Origin of the sequence: Arthrobacter sp. CC3 (assembly GCF_039907775.1) — a bacterium.
Taxonomy (GTDB): Bacteria; Actinomycetota; Actinomycetes; order Actinomycetales; family Micrococcaceae; genus Arthrobacter.
The window spans coordinates 16,306-35,124 of the sequence record NZ_JARCCY010000047.1; the positions used below are offsets into that span (position 1 = coordinate 16,306).

13 protein-coding genes and 1 pseudogene are annotated in these 18,819 nt (G+C 63.0%); 12 read left to right on the top strand and 2 right to left on the bottom strand.

Annotated features, from left to right (window positions below; translation table 11 throughout):
- Positions 1 to 40: 40 nt before the first annotated feature.
- The 5 genes from PV761_RS20565 to PV761_RS20585 all read left to right on the top strand — a co-directional run bounded on the left by PV761_RS20565 (position 41) and on the right by PV761_RS20585 (position 7,810).
- Positions 41 to 2,470: a phosphoketolase family protein gene (locus PV761_RS20565; protein WP_347899478.1), complete on the top strand. Its 2,430-nt coding sequence runs from the start codon at positions 41 to 43 to the stop codon at positions 2,468 to 2,470.
- Between the two features lie 79 nt (positions 2,471 to 2,549).
- The gene (locus tag PV761_RS20570; protein ID WP_347899489.1) at positions 2,550 to 5,660 is read left to right on the top strand and encodes a beta-phosphoglucomutase family hydrolase; all 3,111 of its coding nucleotides are present in this window, start codon (positions 2,550 to 2,552) and stop codon (positions 5,658 to 5,660) included.
- 71 nt (positions 5,661 to 5,731) lie between these two features.
- Complete coding sequence (locus PV761_RS20575) at positions 5,732 to 6,796, top strand: type II glyceraldehyde-3-phosphate dehydrogenase (RefSeq protein ID WP_347899479.1); 1,065 nt, start codon at positions 5,732 to 5,734, stop codon at positions 6,794 to 6,796.
- A complete protein-coding gene (locus PV761_RS20580) occupies positions 6,793 to 7,146 on the top strand; it encodes a DUF2933 domain-containing protein (protein ID WP_347899480.1) in 354 nt (117 codons plus the stop codon). The genes PV761_RS20575 and PV761_RS20580 overlap by 4 nt, the downstream gene beginning before the upstream one ends.
- Complete coding sequence (locus PV761_RS20585; RefSeq protein ID WP_347899481.1) at positions 7,136 to 7,810, top strand: isoprenylcysteine carboxylmethyltransferase family protein; 675 nt, start codon at positions 7,136 to 7,138, stop codon at positions 7,808 to 7,810. The genes PV761_RS20580 and PV761_RS20585 overlap by 11 nt, the downstream gene beginning before the upstream one ends.
- A 252-nt stretch (positions 7,811 to 8,062) precedes the next feature.
- On the opposite strand, the gene PV761_RS20590 is transcribed toward PV761_RS20585, so the two are convergent.
- A complete protein-coding gene (locus PV761_RS20590) occupies positions 8,063 to 8,188 on the bottom strand; it encodes a hypothetical protein (protein WP_347899482.1) in 126 nt (41 codons plus the stop codon).
- A gap of 418 nt (positions 8,189 to 8,606) precedes the next feature.
- Here PV761_RS20590 and PV761_RS20595 point away from each other — a divergent pair, with 418 nt between their 5' ends.
- The 4 genes from PV761_RS20595 to PV761_RS20610 all read left to right on the top strand — a co-directional run bounded on the left by PV761_RS20595 (position 8,607) and on the right by PV761_RS20610 (position 15,347).
- Positions 8,607 to 9,641, top strand: coding sequence for a cytochrome b N-terminal domain-containing protein (locus tag PV761_RS20595; protein WP_347899483.1), 1,035 nt, complete (start codon positions 8,607 to 8,609; stop codon positions 9,639 to 9,641).
- An 852-nt stretch (positions 9,642 to 10,493) separates the two neighbouring features.
- Positions 10,494 to 11,354 carry a DMT family transporter gene (locus tag PV761_RS20600; RefSeq protein WP_347899484.1) on the top strand — a complete coding sequence of 287 codons (861 nt, stop codon included), beginning with the start codon at positions 10,494 to 10,496 and terminating at the stop codon, positions 11,352 to 11,354.
- 47 nt (positions 11,355 to 11,401) lie between these two features.
- Complete coding sequence (locus PV761_RS20605; RefSeq protein ID WP_347899485.1) at positions 11,402 to 13,072, top strand: AarF/UbiB family protein; 1,671 nt, start codon at positions 11,402 to 11,404, stop codon at positions 13,070 to 13,072.
- Positions 13,073 to 13,385: 313 nt separating this feature from the next.
- Positions 13,386 to 15,347, top strand: coding sequence for an NUDIX domain-containing protein (locus tag PV761_RS20610; RefSeq protein ID WP_347899486.1), 1,962 nt, complete (start codon positions 13,386 to 13,388; stop codon positions 15,345 to 15,347).
- 171 nt (positions 15,348 to 15,518) lie between these two features.
- Here PV761_RS20610 and PV761_RS20615 read toward each other — a convergent pair whose 3' ends face one another.
- Entirely contained in the window at positions 15,519 to 15,710 is a 192-nt protein-coding gene (locus tag PV761_RS20615; protein ID WP_347899487.1) for a hypothetical protein, read from the bottom strand.
- A 69-nt stretch (positions 15,711 to 15,779) separates the two neighbouring features.
- Between PV761_RS20615 and PV761_RS20620 the strand changes: the two are divergent.
- From PV761_RS20620 to PV761_RS20630, 3 genes and pseudogenes are all read left to right on the top strand, one after another.
- A pseudogene (locus PV761_RS20620) lies at positions 15,780 to 15,916 on the top strand (IS21 family transposase); the annotation flags it as partial.
- Positions 15,917 to 16,346: 430 nt separating this feature from the next.
- Entirely contained in the window at positions 16,347 to 17,018 is a 672-nt protein-coding gene (locus PV761_RS20625; RefSeq protein ID WP_347899490.1) for an ABC transporter ATP-binding protein, read from the top strand.
- The gene (locus PV761_RS20630; protein ID WP_347899488.1) at positions 17,018 to 18,508 is read left to right on the top strand and encodes an ABC transporter permease; all 1,491 of its coding nucleotides are present in this window, start codon (positions 17,018 to 17,020) and stop codon (positions 18,506 to 18,508) included. Before PV761_RS20625 ends, PV761_RS20630 begins: the two co-directional genes overlap by 1 nt.
- The last annotated feature ends 311 nt before the right edge of the window (positions 18,509 to 18,819 follow it).

Here is an 18,819-nt window from a genome sequence, read left to right on the forward strand (position 1 = left end):
CCCGCGCCCCCCTCCGCTACCCCCACAGACAGGACCTGCCATGACGGTGCATCAGCAACCGCAAACCCTGGAACCCCTTCTCAGCCCGGACCAACTGGACCGCATTCATGCCTGGTGGCGGGCAGCGAATTTTCTATCTGTGGGACAGATCTATCTCATGGACAACCCGCTGCTGCGCGAGCCACTGCGTCCGGAGCACATCAAGCCGCGCTTGCTGGGACACTGGGGCACCACGCCGGGCCTGAACTTCATCTACGCCCACCTGAACCGGACCATCATGGAACGGGACCTTGACTTGATCTACGTCATGGGTCCCGGACACGGCGGACCGGGACCAGTGGCGTCCGCCTGGCTGGAAGGCACGTACAGCGAAACGTACCCGGAGATTTCACAGGACATTTCAGGGATGAAGCGGCTGTTTCGCCAGTTCTCCTTCCCCGGCGGCATCCCCAGCCATGTTGCCCCAGAGACACCAGGGTCGATCCACGAGGGCGGGGAGCTCGGATACGCGCTATCACACGCTTACGGCGCGGCATTCGATAACCCGGACCTCATCGTGGCGGCCGTCATCGGTGACGGCGAAGCGGAAACGGGTCCGTTGGCCGCGAGCTGGCACTCCAACAAGTTTGTGAACCCACGCCGGGACGGGACCGTCCTGCCCATCCTGCACCTCAACGGCTACAAAATCGCCAACCCTACCGTTCTGGACCGGATCAGCCATGGGGAACTGGACTCACTGCTGCGCGGGTACGGCCACACACCGTTTTACGTGGAAGGTTCGGACCCGGAACAGATGCATCAGGACTTCGCCCGGGCCCTGGATGTCTGCCTGGACGAGATTCTTGAGATTAAGCGAGCCGCCCTGGAGGACGGCCGGACGGAACGGCCCCGCTGGCCCATGATCGTTTTGCGCTCCCCCAAGGGCTGGACGGGACCGGCCGAAGTGGACGGTCTGAAAGTCGAGGGAAGCTGGCGTTCACACCAGGTGCCCTTCACTCAGGCCCGCGAAAACGACAGCCATAGGGCCGTCCTTGAACAGTGGCTGCGCAGCTACCGCCCCGAGGAACTATTCGACGAGGCGGGGGCTCCTGTGGCGGCCATCGGCCTGTTGCATCCGGCCGGGGAGCGGCGCATGAGCGCGAACCCGCATACAAACGGAGGGCTGCTGCTGCAGGACCTGCGCATGCCCGACTTCGCCGACTATGCCGTCCCCGTAGCCGTTCCGGGAACCGGTGCGGTGGAATCCACCAGGGTTCTGGGCACGTTCCTGCGGGACATCGTGGCAGCGAACATGAGCAATTTCCGGGTCTTCGCCCCGGACGAAAACAACTCCAACCGGCTGGGGGCCATCTTCGATGCGACCGACCGGGCTTGGAATGCCCGGACCGTACCGGAGGATGACAATCTCGCCAGCGACGGCCGGGTAATGGAAATTCTCTCCGAACACACATGCCAGGGCTGGCTGGAAGGCTACCTGCTCTCGGGCCGACATGGATTCTTTTCCTGCTACGAGGCGTTCATCCACATCGTCGACTCGATGTTCAATCAGCACGCGAAGTGGCTGACAACGACCAATGACATACCCTGGCGCCGGCCGGTCGCTTCACTGAATTACCTTTTGACCTCCCATGTTTGGCGGCAGGACAACAACGGGTTCTCGCATCAGGACCCGGGGTTCATTGACCATGTGATCAACAAGAAGACGGACGTCATCCGCGTTTACCTCCCCCCGGATGCCAACACTCTCCTGTCCGTGGCTGACCACTGCCTGCGCAGCCGTCAGTACGTCAATGTCATCGTCGCCGGCAAACAGCCGCAACTGCAATACCTGGACATGCAGCAGGCAATCGTCCACTGCACTAAAGGCATCGGCATCTGGGACTGGGCCAGTTCGGACGCGGACGGGGAACCTGACGTGGTGATGGGCTGCGCCGGAGATGTACCAACAATGGAGACCCTCGCCGCCGTCGACATCCTCCGCGGGCGCTTTCCGGATCTGAAGATCCGTGTCGTCAATGTGGTCGACCTGATGCGCCTGCAGGATGGCGCGGAGCACCCGCACGGACTCGCTGAACGGGACTTCGATGCCTTGTTCACAACCGACAAGCCCGTGATCTTTGCCTACCACGGCTACCCGTGGCTGATCCACCGGCTCACCTACCGCCGGACGAATCACCACAACATCCATGTCCGCGGCTACAAGGAGGAAGGCACCACTACAACACCGTTCGATATGTGCGTGCTCAACCAGTTGGACCGGTTCAACCTAGCCATCGATGTCATCGACCGCGTGCCCCGACTGAGGAATGTTTCGGCGCACGTGCGCGAGGAGCTCAAGAACAAAATCATCGAGCATCGGCAGTACATCCGGGTCCATGGCGAAGACATGCCGGAAATCCGCAATTGGGAGTGGAGATCCGCACCGGGCCCCGCCGCCAGCCCGGCTGATGAACCGGCGGAACGGAAGTAGGATGGCGCGCGTCGGCTCGCGCGGCAGGCCCAGGCCCCCCGGAGAATTGGGGCATGGCGCGGCTTTGCCTTATCAGGCGGTGCTTTTCGACATGGACGGGGTCGTCACGCAGACCGCCGCCATCCATGCCGTGGCCTGGAAGCAGCTCTTCGACTCCGTTCTCCAGGACCCACGGCTCACCGGGAGCCCCAGGAGGGATCCGTTCGACGAGGACACTGACTACCGGCTGTATGTCGATGGCCGGCAGCGCGAGGATGGAGTCACCGCATTCCTGGCGTCCCGCGGCGCCCATCTTCCCATCGGCAGCCCGGACGATGGACCAGGCGACTGGTCCGTCCATGGCCTCGGCGCCCGCAAGAACGACTTGTTTCTTCAAGCAGTGACGCGCACTGGAGTCCAGGCCTATCCCGGGACTACTGCCTTGCTTGCCCGCCTGCGTGCCGCGGGCATCCCCGTGGGCTTGGTCACCGCTAGCCGAAACGCCCGCGCACTGTTGGCCGCTGCAGGCGTTGACACGGCATTCGACGTCATCATCGACGGAGACGCCGAACACGGCCTGCCCGGTAAGCCCGACCCTGCCACCTTTCTGGAGGCAGCTCGCCGGCTCTGCGTGGCACCTCAGCACGCCGCGGTTATCGAAGATGCCGCTGCCGGTGTCGAAGCAGGACGCCGCGGCGGCTTCGGCCTGGTCGTCGGCATCGACCGCGTCGGGCGTCGGGAACAGCTGGAACTGGCTGGGGCCGACATCGTCCTCAGCGACGTCGCGGAGCTCGACTTGGGAGTATCCCGCACCGACCCTTGGATGCTGGTCTATGAAGGCTTCGATCCGGTCCACGAAGGCCACCGGGAAGCCTTGACGGCCCTGGGCAACGGATACATGGCGACACGCGGCGCCCGGCCGGAACGCGCTGACGATGGCGTGCACTATCCCGGCACCTACCTGGCCGGCGTCTACAACCGGACCGCAAGCACCATCCACGGCCGCGAACTGGAAGAAGAACACCTGGTGAACGTCCCCAACTGGCTGCCTCTGGACGTGCGCATCGGCGCCGGGCCATGGTGGTCAACGGGAGATGTCCAAGTCAGCGATGAGCGAAGCGAGCTCGACCTGCGTAGGGGCCTGCTGACTCGTCGAGCAACCCTCGCGGGCCCGCACGGGGAACGGCTTGGGGTCATCCAGCGCCGGTTAGTCTCCATGCATAATCCCCACGTAGCAGTACTGGAGACGACCCTGACGGCCCACGGCTTCACCGGGACCGTGGGTATCCGGGAAGGGATAGATGCCCGGGTTGCCAACACGAATGTCCGCGACTATGCCGGCACCGGGCGACGGCACCTGACCAATCCTGAATTCACGGAAGTGGATACGGGCGTTCTCCTGTGCATCGTCCAAACCAGCCAGAGCCGGATACGCATCGCGCTGGCCGTCCGGACGGTGTTGGACCGCGCTCGGGTGAAGACGAAGGCCGAGATCGAAAGCGCTGGCGGACGCTACCAACGACAGTTCGACTTCCGGCTGGCCGACGGACAGTCGACCACCATAACCAGGACCGTGTCGCTGGCAACCTCCCGCGACGGCGCGATCTCCTCGCCGGAGGCCGCTGCCCTGACAGGACTCACCCGTGCTGACGCCGGCTTCACTGCACTCCTGAAGGATCACGAGACCGTGTGGGGGCGTCTGTGGCAGCAGTTCGGGATCAGCATCGACGGCGACCGTCATGCCCAACTGGTACTCAACCTGCACGTGTTCCATCTTCTGCAAACAATCTCCGTCCATACGGCAGCCCTCGACGCCGGAGTGCCGGCCCGTGGCCTGCACGGGGAAGGTTACCGCGGTCACGTTTTCTGGGACGAACTGTTCGTCTTCCCCATGGTCGGACTCCGACTCCCCGACGTCAGCCGGGCTCTTCTGGAGTACCGGTGGCGCAGGCTCGATGCTGCGCGGGACGCCGCAGGCGTTAAGGACCTTCAGGGGGCGCTGTTCCCGTGGCAGAGTGGCAGCGATGGTCGGGAAGAGACGCCGCGCCGCCTCTACAACTCCCGGTCCGCCCGGTGGATGCCTGACAATTCAAGGCGCCAGCGGCACGTCGGGCTGGCCGTCGCCTACAACGCATGGCAACATTTCCAAGTCACCGGGGACCGGGACTGGTTGGCGAGCCGCGGCGGGGAATTGATCATCGAAGTGACCCGGATGTTTGCATCCCTGGCCACCTACGATCCGGCGGACGACAGGTTTCACATCTCAGGAGTGATGGGACCTGACGAATACCATGACGGGTACCCGGGCTCACCAGGGGCCGGCCTGCGCGACAACGCTTACACCAACGTCCTGTTCTCATGGCTCTGCGAACGCGCCGGGGATGTGCTGGCAGAACTTGCAGGTCATCCCGGCGAAGATCTCACCGACCGGCTGCATGTTACCGAGGATGAAATCAGCCGCTGGTCCCGGCTCGGCCGCAGACTCGCCGTGCCGTTCCATGGCGACGGAGTCCTAAGCCAGTTCGACGGCTACGAGAACTTGGCGGAGCTGGACTGGCCCGGCTACCGGGCCAGATACGGCAATATCGGGCGGCTCGATCTGATCCTCGAAGCCGAGAACGACGCCACCAACCATTACAAACTCGCGAAGCAGGCCGATGTCCTGATGCTGATCTATCTGCTGGGTCCCGCAGGCGTGATCAGGCAGTTGCACCGGCTCAGCTATCCCTTCGACGAACCCGATCTGGAGCGCACCGTGGAGTATTACCTGGGGCGAACCGCGAACGGATCAACGCTCAGCCGTGTGGTGCACGCCTCTGTACTCGCACGGGTCGACCGGTCTCAGGCTTGGCAGGTCTTCCGTGAAGCCCTGGTCGCCGATCTGGACGACACCCAAGGTGGAACCACCCGTGAAGGTATTCATCTGGGCGCCATGTCCGGGACGTTGGATATCGTCGTCCGGGCATTCGCCGGACTTCAAATAGAGGACGGCGCGCTGACCTTCTCTCCCCGGCTGCCTGCCCGGTTGGGAAGTACCGGGTTTCAGATTCTGTACCGGGGCCACCGCATCGATGTGTCCCTGAGCACGGAGACGCTGGCGGTCAGCCTGCGGCCCTGCAGCGCACCCCCCATCCGTATAGGCGTCGAAGGACTCTATCAAAAGTTCACCGGCGGGGATGGAATGGACTTTCCTTTGAAATCGAAAAACTGAAAGAACCGTCGGGAATGAGAACCACAATCGACGAATCAACAACAACGCAACCGCAAGTGGGAGGCATACGAATGAGTAAGACCAGAGTCGCTGTCAACGGATATGGAGTCATCGGCAAGCGGGTAGCCGATGCAGTCCAGTTGCAGCCGGACATGGAGCTGATCGGCGTCGCCGATATCATCACCGACTGGCGGATCCGCTCTGCCGCGGGACGTTTTCCGCTGTTCGCATCGACCGCCGGAGCGCGGGAAGCCATGGGACAGGCAGGCCTGAGCGTTTCCGGAGGTCTGGATGACCTGCTGGCCCAGGCGGACGTCGTCGTCGATGCTACACCCAAGCATGTCGCGGCCGGCAATCTTCCGCGTTACCGGGCCGCAGGGGTAAAGGTTGTTCTGCAGGGCGGCGAATCCCACGACACTACACGGCATTCATTCGTGGCGCAGGCCAACTATGACAGCGCACTCGGCCGGGATATAACCCGGGTCGTCTCCTGCAACACGACGAGCATCGTCAGGGTTCTCGGTGCACTCCAGGTTGCGGGCCTGCTGGCCAAGGCCCGCGGAGTCCTCATCCGTCGTGCCACCGACCCCTGGGAATCACATCTCGGCGGGATCATGAACACCATGGTCCCGGAACCGAGAATTCCTTCCCATCAGGGCCCGGATGCCCGCACGGTCCTGCCCGATCTGGACGTTGTCACGATCGCGGCCAAGGGTGCCCACACCCAGACCCATAACCATTACTGGACGCTCCAGCTCACCCGGACTGCCAGCCGGGAGGAGGTCCTCGCAGCGCTGCGGGCCGCACCGCGGATTGCCTTCATACGGATGGCCGACGGACTCGTCGCGCTGAACTCGACCATCGAACTGATGAAGGATCTCGGCCGGCCCCGCGGGGACATGTGGGAAGTCGCGATCTGGGAGGAACTGGTCACCGTTGAAGGAGATGAGGCCTACCTGACGTACCAGGTCTACAACGAGGCGATCGTCGTGCCCGAAACCATCGACGCCATCCGCGCCCTGACAGAGTCCGTCCCGGACGCGATGACATCGATGACGATGACCGACTCGGCGCTCGGCATGAGGCAGGACTTCCTCACAGACCGTCTGCCTGTCCTGCCGGGAGGCCAGCCGTGAACCACGACCACGAGCATCCGGGCGGCAGCCAGCCCGGGATGCAGCCTCCCGTGCAGCCCGTTCAGGACCGCAGGGCCCTGTATGTGCGCGGCGGGCTGACCGTCCTGATCATCATCTCGGTGATCTATCTGCTGACCAACCACTGGCTCCACGTGCTGGACGCACTACCATATGTCTTCCTTGTGGGGATGATGGCCATGCACATGGGCGGCCACGGCGGGCACGGCGGCCACGGCGGGGGCGCCAGCGGGCACGGCGGCCACGGCGGGGGCGCCAGCGGGCACGGCGGCCACGGCGGGGGCGCCAGCGCCGCAGGAACCGCAGAACGGAGTGCGGGCAATGACAACTGACTTCGGCTATAACCTGTGGTTCCTGGTGATTCTTAACTCTGCAATATTCATCATTTTTGCCTTCAGTTTCGTCAAACCAAAAACAAAACTGGACTGGCGGGCTTTCGGTGGCTTCTCCGCCTTCGTGATCGCCCTGTTCACGGAAATGTACGGCTTCCCGCTAACCATCTACTTCCTTTCCGGCTGGCTGGGGAGCCAATTCCCGAACCTGAACCTCCTGACCCACAACTCAGGACATCTTTGGCAGGACCTCATGGGTTGGCAGGGAGATCCCCATCTGAATCCCCTGCACCTGCTGAGCAACGTGCTCATAGCGGCCGGTTTCATTCTGCTTTACCGCGCCTGGCAAGTTCTCTACGCCGCCCAACGGGAACACCGACTTGCTGTCACTGGTATCTACGCCCGCGTCCGCCACCCTCAGTATGTAGGTTTCCTCACCATCATGTTTGGTTTCCTACTGCAATGGCCCACGCTCCTGACCTTGATCATGTTCCCGATCCTGGTAATCGTTTACCATCGTCTCGCCCGCAGGGAGGAGGAATCAATGGTGGCCGAATTCGGCGAGGACTACCGCATCTACGCCCGCGAGGTTCCAGGTTTCATCCCCCGGGTTGGCAAGAACAAGGACGTACCGCGCGTTCACGGCGGCACTGACCATACTTAATAGCCATCTATCGGCTTGCGGGGGCCGACCATGCACACGTCATGCAGGAACCATCCATCTTGGGAGCCATCCATGCGAACAAAACCCGGACGTGGAATTTGCGGCCGACACGGCAGCAGACATCCGGAGTCGTGGCCGCTTTGTGCCACAAGACGATACGCGGCGGTCCTTCTAACCTGTTTCCTCCTCGGAGGACCTATTTCAGCCCCGCAGGCATTCGCCCATGAGGGCGATCCTTCGTCGGAGGGGTATCTATTCGTTCAACAGGCGCTGGCGCATCTCGTCCACGAGCCGGGCGATCTTGATCCGGTCCTGGAGAAAGTGGACGCGGCCCTCGCCGCGGCAGACCAGGACGGCGTATCCGTGCCTGATCTCCAACAGGCCAAAGATGCACTCCAGGCCGGGAATTCAGCCCGCGGACGTACTCTGCTGCAAGAGTCCATCACCGTGGCCCTCAGCACGTTAAGACCCGCGACCGGCGATGAAACAGGGACAGCAGTCGTTCTTGACCCGCTCCCTCCCCGCGGGGGACTAACGGGAGCGGACGTGGGCCTTTTGTCGGTATCCCTGCTGGTGCTCCTCACCGGATTGGTGCTGGCATACGCGTTCCGTCCACCCGAGAATGTCCGGGAGTTGCGATTGCTGCTGTCCTCGAAGCACAGACGTCAGGATCTGCCACCGAAGCGTGAGCGGTCAGGCCGGAAGGAGCCGTGAAGCTGCCATGAACGATGAATCAACGGCCGTTGGGAGCCACCCCCCGGCACCGGCACCGCGCCGAGGTCGCGCCAGGCGCCTGATGGATGTGATCGATGAGCGGCTGGGCATCGGCGCCCTGGGGTACGCCGTCCCCGAACACGCAAACTCCCTGGCCTGGAGCCTGGGTGGTGTCACGGCGGCAGCCTTCGGAATCCTGGTAGTGAGCGGCATTCTGCTGGTCCAGTTCTACAGCCCCACACCGGAAACGGCGAACCAGTCAGTCCGCCGCATCGTCACCGACGTCTGGGGCGGAAGTTTTCTACGAGGCGTGCACTTTTGGGCCTCCCAGGCAATGTATGTCACCGCTGCCCTGCACCTGATAAGGGTTTTCGTTACCGGCTCATTCAAACGCCCGCGCGAAGGAAACTGGCTTATCGGCGTCGCACTGTTCGGGCTTATCACCCTCGCGCTATTCACGGGAACAGTCCTGAAGTGGGACCAGGAAGGCTTTGAAGCGCTGGGGCATAATGTGGAGATTGGAGATCTGCTCGGCGGCGCCGGGTCCTGGTTTTCCGCCGAGTTCGCTAACCAAGTGTCGATTCTGGTGCGGATCTACGGCGCGCATGTGGTGATCCTACCAGGAGCCATTCTGGTCCTCATGACTCTGCATGGGCTTCTGGTAAAACGACACAAAATCTCCCCCCACCCATCCCTGCCAGCCGATGCATCAGGGGAACAGGCTGCGGATACCGAACCGACCGAGCCCTTCACCCACCACCTCCGCCGCATTGGCGCGTTCGGGCTGGTACTGGCAGGCGTACTGGGCATTCTGGCGATTCTGCTTCCACCCCCTGTAGGTGCGACCCCGGTCGCCGGAATCGAAGTGACACGGCCCCCATGGAATTTTTGGTGGCTATACACGCTAGAAGACTGGTTCGGACTGTCAGCCATCCTCTTTGCTGAGGTCGTGTTCTTTGTCGTCTTGGCCGCGGTCCCCTTTGTGGACCGGAGCCCGTACCGGCAGTGGCGACGCCGCCCGCTCTCGATCGCAGTTGGGCTTGTGCTGTTACTGAGCTTCCTAGCGCTTACATTTTTGATTTTCGTCATTCCGGTCAAACAACATCTGGGGGAATGAGCATACACATGGCAACATTTACTTCTCGGGGTCAACGGGCACGTCGCGCATTTTGGGTACTCGTCGGGTCCGCAGTGCTGGCGGCAGGTTCGCTGACGGGCGCCCTCGCCGCAGCCCCTGCACCTGTCACTGGCTTATGGACCGCCGCGAGCGGGGCCATCCTCGCCGTTTCGATGAGCCTAACTGTACGCATCCTCCTCTTCCAGGACCGGGCATTCGGGGCATCGGGTCAGCCGCCCGAGAGGCCCACTCGCGGTGGCCGCTCAGGACACCTTATGAAAGCAGGACGCGATAGACGCCGGACACGCGGAGCGTGAGCGCTGGTGGACCCCGCTTGCCGGTCGATCCAACAGCTTTGCCTATCAGGTCAAATACGCCAACCCTCCATGTACCTACGCAACGAGCTACAACAATTCCGGCCGGAGGCTGCCATATCGGCGTTGCCGGCCTCCACTCATTCAGGGCCGGCCCTAAAGGAAGATTTCTGATGGTTCAACAGCGCTTGGCACATCTGGTTTGTAGACCGCCCTGCCGTGGGAAAGCTGCACTGCCGCCGATAGCCTCCATCGCGGTTCCGAAGGGGGAAGGCCTAGCCTTCAGAACCTCCCGGCAGTCCAATATGTTCGTGGCCACAGAACGCGACCGTTCACAGAGTGGAGCCGAGTCCAGTGAAGGACCGAATCCGCTGGTGGGTTGCGTTTGCCCCATGAACCAGAAGATGGCTAGGCCAATAGCTGCGATCGCCGAAAGCCTCTGCGGTATCCCGCCGACCAAGGAGATGGTGTGCGCGTACCCCCGACAGTAGTCAGTGCCGTACAGGTCGGAGACCTCCGTCGGCCCAACCCTATGCGGATGCTGTGCATAACCTTTGCTTGGGGCTCGTGTTTTCTGGCGATCAGCATCGGCCTGGCGGATGCCCCGCTGCTGTGGTTTGCCGCCTTGCGCGCGATCATAGCCGGCGGGGTGCTTCTCGCAGTTGCAGGATTCCGTCGGGAACCGGCGCCGCGCGGGGTACGGACCTGGACTCTGATAGCAGTGATGGGAATTGTCAATGTCACGCTGGCATTCGGTGCCATGTTCGGCGGTCTGGCCGGCCTATCGACCGGAGCCGCCTCCGTCTTGGCCAATGCGCAACCGCTGCTCATAGTGCTTCCGGCTTGGTGGATATACAAGGAACGCATATCCGCGCGAACACTGGCAGCGATGGGGACAGGCTTCGCGGGGCTGTTGGCAGTCGCCCTGCCCAGCGGAACAGGTACCGGTGCGTGGCTGTCCATAGGGGCAGCTCTTGCGGTCACCGCCGGGACGTTGATCTCAAGGCAGATAAAAGCCGATGTCCTGCAGGTGATTGCATGGCATTTCCTGATCGGAGGCGCAATTCTTGCCGTCATCGCCGCGCTTACAGAGGGCGCGCCGGCCATCAAGTGGGGGGCGCACTTCATCGGCATTCTCCTTTATGTCTCCCTCGTGGGCACTGCTGCGGCCTTTCTCGGCTGGTTCACGGAAGTCCGGCACTGCCGCCTGGACGCGGTCACGGCATGGACCTTCTTGGTTCCAGTGTTCGGCATCCTGTTGTCCATGGTTGTGTTGGGCGAACGGCAGAGCAGTTGGAGCTTGGCCGGCATGGTCCTGGTCATCGTGTCCATGCTCGTACTTGTGCTGCCGCGAAAACGGCCTGCACGGCAAAGGCATGAAAACTCCCATGGACATTAGTACGCCCCTTCAAACCCTCCCGTATCGCGCAGAAATGTGAACTGGCAATGACAACGAACTTACGTTTACACCGATATCAGGAAATCAGCGAGGTCCTGGCCCGGCACGGACTTGGTTTCCTCGTGGGCATCACCGGACTTGAGCGGTGGGTCCCTTTCCACCAAGGGCTCATAGGCCATGAACGAAGGGCCGAGCCGTACACCAATCCGGACCACTTGCGGCTGGCCCTCGAAGAGTTGGGGCCGACGTTCATCAAGCTCGGCCAACTCCTGTCCACCCGGCCTGATCTCTTGCCGCCGCAGTACCAGACGGAGCTGGCCAAACTCCAGGACGCTGCTCCCCCTGTGCCCGGTGCAACGATCCGTCGGCTCATCCGTGAAGAACTCGGGTCCGAACCGGACCTCGTGTTTGCGGATTTTACTCTCGAACCACTGGCAAGTGCCTCTATCGGCCAGGCCCATGCAGCGACGCTCCACGATGGAACGCCCGTGGTAGTCAAAGTCCGGCGGCCTGACGTCATACCCACCATCGAGGCAGACCTGGATATTCTGCAGAACCTTGCTGTCCAGATCAGTCACCGGTGGGAGGCCACGGCCAACTACAATCTCCCCGGTATAGCCGCGGAATTTGCCCAAACACTGAGGGCAGAACTCGATTACCTTCAGGAGGGTCGGAATGCGGAGCGATTCGCCGAGAACTTCGCGTCCGACCCCGGCGTCCATATTCCGCGCATCTTTTGGGAAACGACCACGTCCCGGGTGCTGACGCTGGAGCGGATCGTGGGGATGAAAGTCAATGACCTTGCGGCCTTGGACCGTGCAGGGATCGACCGGGCTGCGCTGGCTGTGCGATCCGCCGGCACAGCCCTCAAGATGGTCTTTGAGGACGGATTCTTCCATGCCGATCCGCACCCGGGCAACCTGTTCATCGAACCCGACGGCGGCCGCATTGGTCTCATTGACTTCGGCATGGTCGGCGAGGTGAACGACAAGCTTCGCAGCCACCTCGGCGTCCTGCTCACGGCCCTGGCCCGCAACGATCCGGGCCGTATCGGCTCCGCTTTATTGGACCTGTCCGTAACCCGGCAGCCTGTGGACCACAGGCGGCTGCGCGCGGACGTCGCAACGCTAATGGCTCTCTACGAGGGCCGCCCACTGAATCAAATCGAACTCGGGCCGCTGCTCACCCAGGCGGTTGCGCTGATGCGCACGTACCACCTGCAGATGCCTCAGGAACTGGCAAAGCTTCTGAAAATGATGATCATCGCCGAAGGCGTCGGACTCGAACTGGACCCCGGCTTTAATCTGAGCGTGTTGCTTGCCCCGTATGCCAGGAAGCTGATGTTGGGCCGCTTTGCGCCGCAGGCACTTGCCAAGCGGATGGCCGAGGCAGGTGCAGACGCAGCAGCGCTCTTCGAAGACCTGCCGGAATTACTCCGTCGAGTCACGGATACGCTCGACACGGCTGGCTTGGAAGTCCATTTACGGGCTGCCGAACTGGAACCCCTGGTTGGGCGGGCGGAACGTATCGGCAACCGTCTGGTGGCTGGCATGATTGCTGCGGCGCTGATCGGAGGTGTCGGGGCTCTGACGGCGGGAGACAAGGAACGTTGGGGCAGTTGGGAGAAACCTCTAATGCGGGGCGGGCTTGGCGCGGGTGGTGTGCTTGGCGCCTATCTGCTCTGGACTTCAAGGGGCGCGGGGGGATCAAATCGATGAGAAGTCCAGATTCCGCACCCCGGACCGGATCCTGCTGCGCCCCCTTGCCCCTGGCTGGCTCGGCCCGAATGTCCCCCCCGCCGTTCCACCCCGGGCAGGCCCACCGAGATGAATTTGTGGCAGCGAGGGGCGCGTCGTGACGGATCCGGGCCGTGATGAGGTCCCACCGGACACCGGAAAAGCTGAGCTTGCTTCGAACAGCGGTCCCGGGGGTGTCAATGTCCGAGCGGGTGCCAATCCGGCATCGGTGACGGAATGTGCTGCGTGCGTTGCCCGGTCATCAGCGCTGCCACAACGGCTCGCGTCTATCCAGATGGCCATCGCCGCCGAGAGAGAGCCACTTGTCGTTCTCACGCATCTGCTGCAGCTGTGCCGGGACGAGCATCCTATACTGCAGGAGCGCATCCGGGATGCCGGCTGCCGTGCTAAGGCGGAGCAGATCACAGCCCGCGTCAGGACCCTCGTGCGCACCACGTCGACGGAGTCCGAAGTGGGCCCCCAGGTTGCCTCTGCCCTGGCTGCGGCACTGACCGCGGACGACGGTATTCCCGCAGTTGTTGTCGCACGGCTGCTCGCCGAACTCTTGGATGAACATTATTGTCGCAGCTTCCGGGAGTCCTTTCGCCGCCGGAGCCCCTACCAGCCGGGTGTTGGTGATCCTATCCCCTTGGATAGTCCAGACCTCCGGCATGTCACCGCGCTGACGGCGACGTCGCCTCCGTGGCGCTTGGCAAACCGCCTCGACGAGACGCGTCACGTCCGGCTCGCCGGGGAATGGGCCACACAGTTTCAGGTCATCTTCGATTACAGCCTCGCCCGCGAGCTCATCGGAATTGTTGATCACAACACGGTCGTGGCAACATGCCATCCCAACCGCACGCTGGCTGATTTCCACTTTCCGACCGACGCCAACGGGCGGACATTCCCCGTCGGGCCGAAAGATGAAGACAAACAGCACTCGGCGATCGACCGGCTAATAAATGCCGCAGTTGCAAACGGCGCGAGTATTGTCGTCCTGCCCGAGCTCTGCGTCACTGAATCACTCGCCGCCCGTCTGCAGAGCTGGACATGCCGGGCCGGCGGGCTCAGGATGCTTGTCGCCGGAAGCTACCACCACGACGACGAGCATCTCACGTCACTGCGGCGGCGTAACACGACAGTCGCGTATTTGCGCGGCAATCCTTCCCCACTGACTCAAGACAAACACTCACCAGCCGACCGCCCGGTCAAAGAAGATATCCAGCCCCAAGGCTGGCCCCAAATAAAAATTCATGTCAGTGACGACGGATGGCATCTGGTACTGGCGATCTGCCGGGACTTACTCAACCCGCACGCGGTACACGCTCTGGTGGAGGCCGGCGTCAATCTCCTGCTGGTGCCTGCGATGAGTGAGACCCTCGTTGCCTTTGGGGGCCCTGTGGCGAACCTCGTTGGATCCGGTCAAGCCTTCGTGGCGGTAGCAAACAATCCGGCAGATTTTTCAGACCGGACCGACCTGACTGCCCGTCGTCCTGCCCGGGCGTTGTTCGGCCATCCAGGTTATGGGCAGCTGACCCGGCTGGTGCAGCCAGCCGACTCCGCCCCCGGGGTGGGCCTGCTGCGTGTACAAACCGGAGAACTTCAGTGGCTGGACCCCGATGCCGGCCGGACCAAGGTGGGTCAGGCAACGTCCGTGCGGCCACGGTGGGCCGACAAGCTAGCCCGACTGACCCGACCTGAGTTGCCAGAACCGAATCAACACAGGGCACAGGTGTCACTTAGGTCTGCAGCAGCGCTGGTGCTGCTCACTGACAGCCCGCTCGGGCCGTCCGTCCTCCTTACCGAACGAGCATCCGATCTAGCCAACTATCCCGGGCAGCTGGTCTTTCCCGGCGGCGCTGCCGACCCGGGCGACCACGGAGCGGCCGCTACCGCGCTGCGCGAGGCCCGCGAGGAAACGTCCTTGGACCCTGGCAGTGTGCATGTTCTCGGCACACTGCCCGCCATCGCCCTTTTCGAAAGCGGGTTCCTCCTGACACCCGTCGTCGCGTGGTCTGACAGTCCCATCTTCACCGGAGCGGCCAACATATCCGAAGTTAGCCATATCACCAGTATTCCGTTGTACCCGGGGAAAGACGGAGGACAACAGCGACAGGATTTTACGTCGGACGAAAAAACCTCGATGGAACGCCAGCCCGCGATGCTCGGAGCCGCCACCGGCGCGGTACTTGACATGCTCAGAGGCATGCTTTGGAGCCCGGTGTGTACTCGGGCAACGGAGCCACGACAGGGCTGACAAAGTACCCGCGGATAGCCGCCGAACCTGCGTCGGGCCGCGGCCGCCTCCCCCAACTATAGAATGTCAAGGCAGGCAGGTTCGCGTGATTATGTCAGTCTGATCGGAGCCCACCAGGACGGAGTGAATTCTAACCATCGTCACAACACTGAGTGGCTACGATGGGATTGTTCAGGAACCTAGCAAAGCGCTTTGCGGGGTGTCGTCGTTGAGACTTTGCCTCATGGCCCGGATGATCCCGGGCCCGATGACCGGGGACTCGTTGGCGGGGATGTGGGAGCAGCCACGGTCCCTGGTGCGGATGCCGCGGCGGCTGATCTGGGACAAGTATCGCCGGAGGATTTCAACGAACAGCTCGGCCATTAGCTGCCCGGAGCCAACTCCCGGTTGGTCTCGAGGACCGGTGCGAGGCCTGCGGAGCTGATCTGCCAGGACAAGGCTGCGATGTTGGGACTGCCGCCGGTTCAGTTCCGCCCGTGGCCGGATTCGCGGCCAGGGTCCAGCTCCCACGGGACTACTACGTGCGGATGGGATACAACGACTACTCCGTGCATCCGCAGGCGATCGGCAGGTCGTGGCCCAGGGTTGACCGCCAACGACCCGGACTCTGTCGAGGCGGCACGGACGATGCGGAAAGCCTTCCAAAATCCCCTACGTCCACCCCGCCGTGTGAGCGCGCGGATGGAACGTTGCGGAAACGCCGGCAGAAGACAAATCAACCGAGGCGCGCACGCTAAGTAAGGGCGCGTGGCCACCATTCGCATCGGCCTGATCGAGCATCGCCGGACACGTCATGGAGGTCCAGAAGCCCGAACAGCCGTAAGTTTGGTCTGCATGGTTAGCTTCCCTATGGGGTCACGGGGCAGCTTCCCTCCCCCGCAGCGACAGGCATCCGCCTTCACAGCCGTCCTCTCGACCGCTAGAGAGTCCGGACCTGGCATAGACGTGGAGGGGCTATGGTGAGACACTTCCGGCATGGTCTTGGACAGGAAAGATCCGATGGGTCTGGGCGGCAATTCCTCTTCGGATAAGGGGTCTGGTCTCGTGCTCGCGGCGAGCGGCATTTCAAAGGCCTACCGGCAGGGGGTCTGGCCTTTGCGTCGGCGCAACCAAGTTCTCGATGGCGCGTCACTGTCGATCCGCTCTGGGGAGGTCATCGGACTGGTCGGGGAGAACGGTTCGGGGAAGTCGACGCTGATGCAGATCTTGGTCGGTGCGCTGTCAGCGGATACCGGAGCGGTGGACCTGCACGGATCCCTCGGCTACTGTCCACAGCGGCCGGTGGTGTTCGAACGGCTGACGTGCGATGAGCATTTCGAGCTCTTCGGGGTCGCATACGGAATGCCGCGGGATGAACGGGCTGCGGCGCAGCTGCGGTTGTACGAGGAGCTCGACTTCAAGCGGTACGCTGCCGAGCGCGCGGACCGGCTCTCCGGGGGGACTCTCGCCAAACTGAATCTGGCCTTGGCGCTCCTCCCGGACCCCTCGGTACTGCTGCTCGATGAGCCGTACGCGGGGTTCGACTGGGACACGTACCTGCGGTTCTGGGATTTGGTGGCCGCGCGACGCGGCTCCGGACGAGCATTCCTGGTGATCAGCCACTTCATAGCCGACGAGGAACGGTTCGACCGTATCATCCAGCTCCGCGAGGGGAAGGCGGTCCAGAAGTGATGCTGGTCGGCGTTCTGGCCCGCAGGTTCCTTGTGGAGTACGTCCGCAACCCGGTGAACCTGCTGGTGCTGGTCCTGATACCGATCGTTTTCGTGCTGGTAGCCGCGCAGCCGATGGCGGACTCAGCAAAGCTGCTCGGCGGCACCGGCTTGGCGGTGGAGACGGCGACTACGGGATGGGCTGCGGCTTTCCTTGCAGCGCTGGCGATGTACTTCCAGACCTGCCAGGCGCGGTCAGCTGACCGGCGCTTGGTCCTTGCCGGTCTTCCCGCTCCGGTGCTCGTCGTCGCCAGGATGTCGACGGGACTGATGATCGCCGTGCTCGTCTCCGCTGCCGCCGTCGGGACACTGTTCCTGCGCGGGGACGTCGATGACCCGGCCCGTGTCGCGGCCGGAGCGCTGATGTTCGCGGTCATTTACGTCGGGATCGGCACGGCGGTCGGCTCCTTGGTGAGGGACCAGGTCAACGGGACTGTGGTGATCCTGCTGGTGTGGATTTTGGACGTGTTTTTCGGCCCCGCGCTGACCTCCCCCGACCGAGCGGAGCTCACCCGGTGGATGCCGACCCATTACGTCACTCTGTGGATGGTGGACCTCCCGTCCGGGCATGGCGGTGACGCGGGCGACTTGGGACTCGCGGTGGCCTGGGTTATCGGGGCACTGCTGTTCAGCGCGCTTCTACTCATGCGGGCGGTGAGGGCGGGCAGGCGGGCCCGGGCATCATCACGGCCCCGGTGGGCAGCGCAGGCTGCGGTGGGCTTTCGGATGGGATTGCGGCAGTACGGGCGCAACCCGGCCCTGTGGGTTCTCCTCGTGGCTGTGCCGATCATCTTCATTTGGCTTTCGAAGGCAATAACCGTGGAGCAGTACGCTGTGATGCGGGTGCTTGAGGACGGCAGGGAAGTGGATGCACGGTTCTGGCTGCCGGAAACGCACGCGGGGACGATGGCCCCGATTGCGGTGGCCTCGCTGGCCACTGTGGCGGGGCTCTTCATCGCCCTGAACAACCGTGAGGGGGACCGGCGGCTTATTCTGTCCGGGATGCACCGCTCTTCGCTGCTGGCAGGCCGTTTCGGCGAGGTCGCCGTGGCGGTGCTGGTCACCGCGGCCGCCTCGCTGGCGGTCACGGCGATGGTCTTTCCGGCCAGACAGTGGCCCGGTTTCGTCGGGGGCATCGCGCTCGTGGGCGCCGTCTACGCGCTCCTGGGGATGTGCCTCGGCTTCCTCCTCGGACGCGTCACGGGCGTGCTGATCGCCTTCGTTGTACCCTTCCTGGACCTGGGCATCACGCAGAGCCCGATGCTTCGTCTCGCGCCCCCTGATCTGGCGGTCCTCCTTCCCGGGTACGGGCCTTACCGGGTAATCATCGACACTGGGCTGAGCTACAGCTTCGACGAGACACCCGGACTCATCATCGGGCTCCTCTGGGTCATCGGGCTCGCCCTCGCAGTCGTGGCCATGTTCGTGATCCGGACTCGCGCGGCACGCTGACGGGTCCGAGCCGCGGACAGACACCTGCAGCTACAGGAAGCTGCAGGAAGCGCGAACCAGTCCGACCCAGAGACGATCTTGAATGATGACGCATCCCTGTAGGCGCCCTAGGTGTAATTCCCACGGAGGTTGTGAACGCGGGTGGAACGCCGCCAATGGCCGTCAAGCGGCGTGTTCTGGTCAGCACCCTTGGATGCGACAACGGGGTCGTTCCGCCCGCTTAGTTCATTGTGCCCCCTGATTTGGGGCGTCATCCAGTGGTTTTATTGATGGGTCGGGTTCGAGAGGTGGATTATCCCAGCGCCCATGAT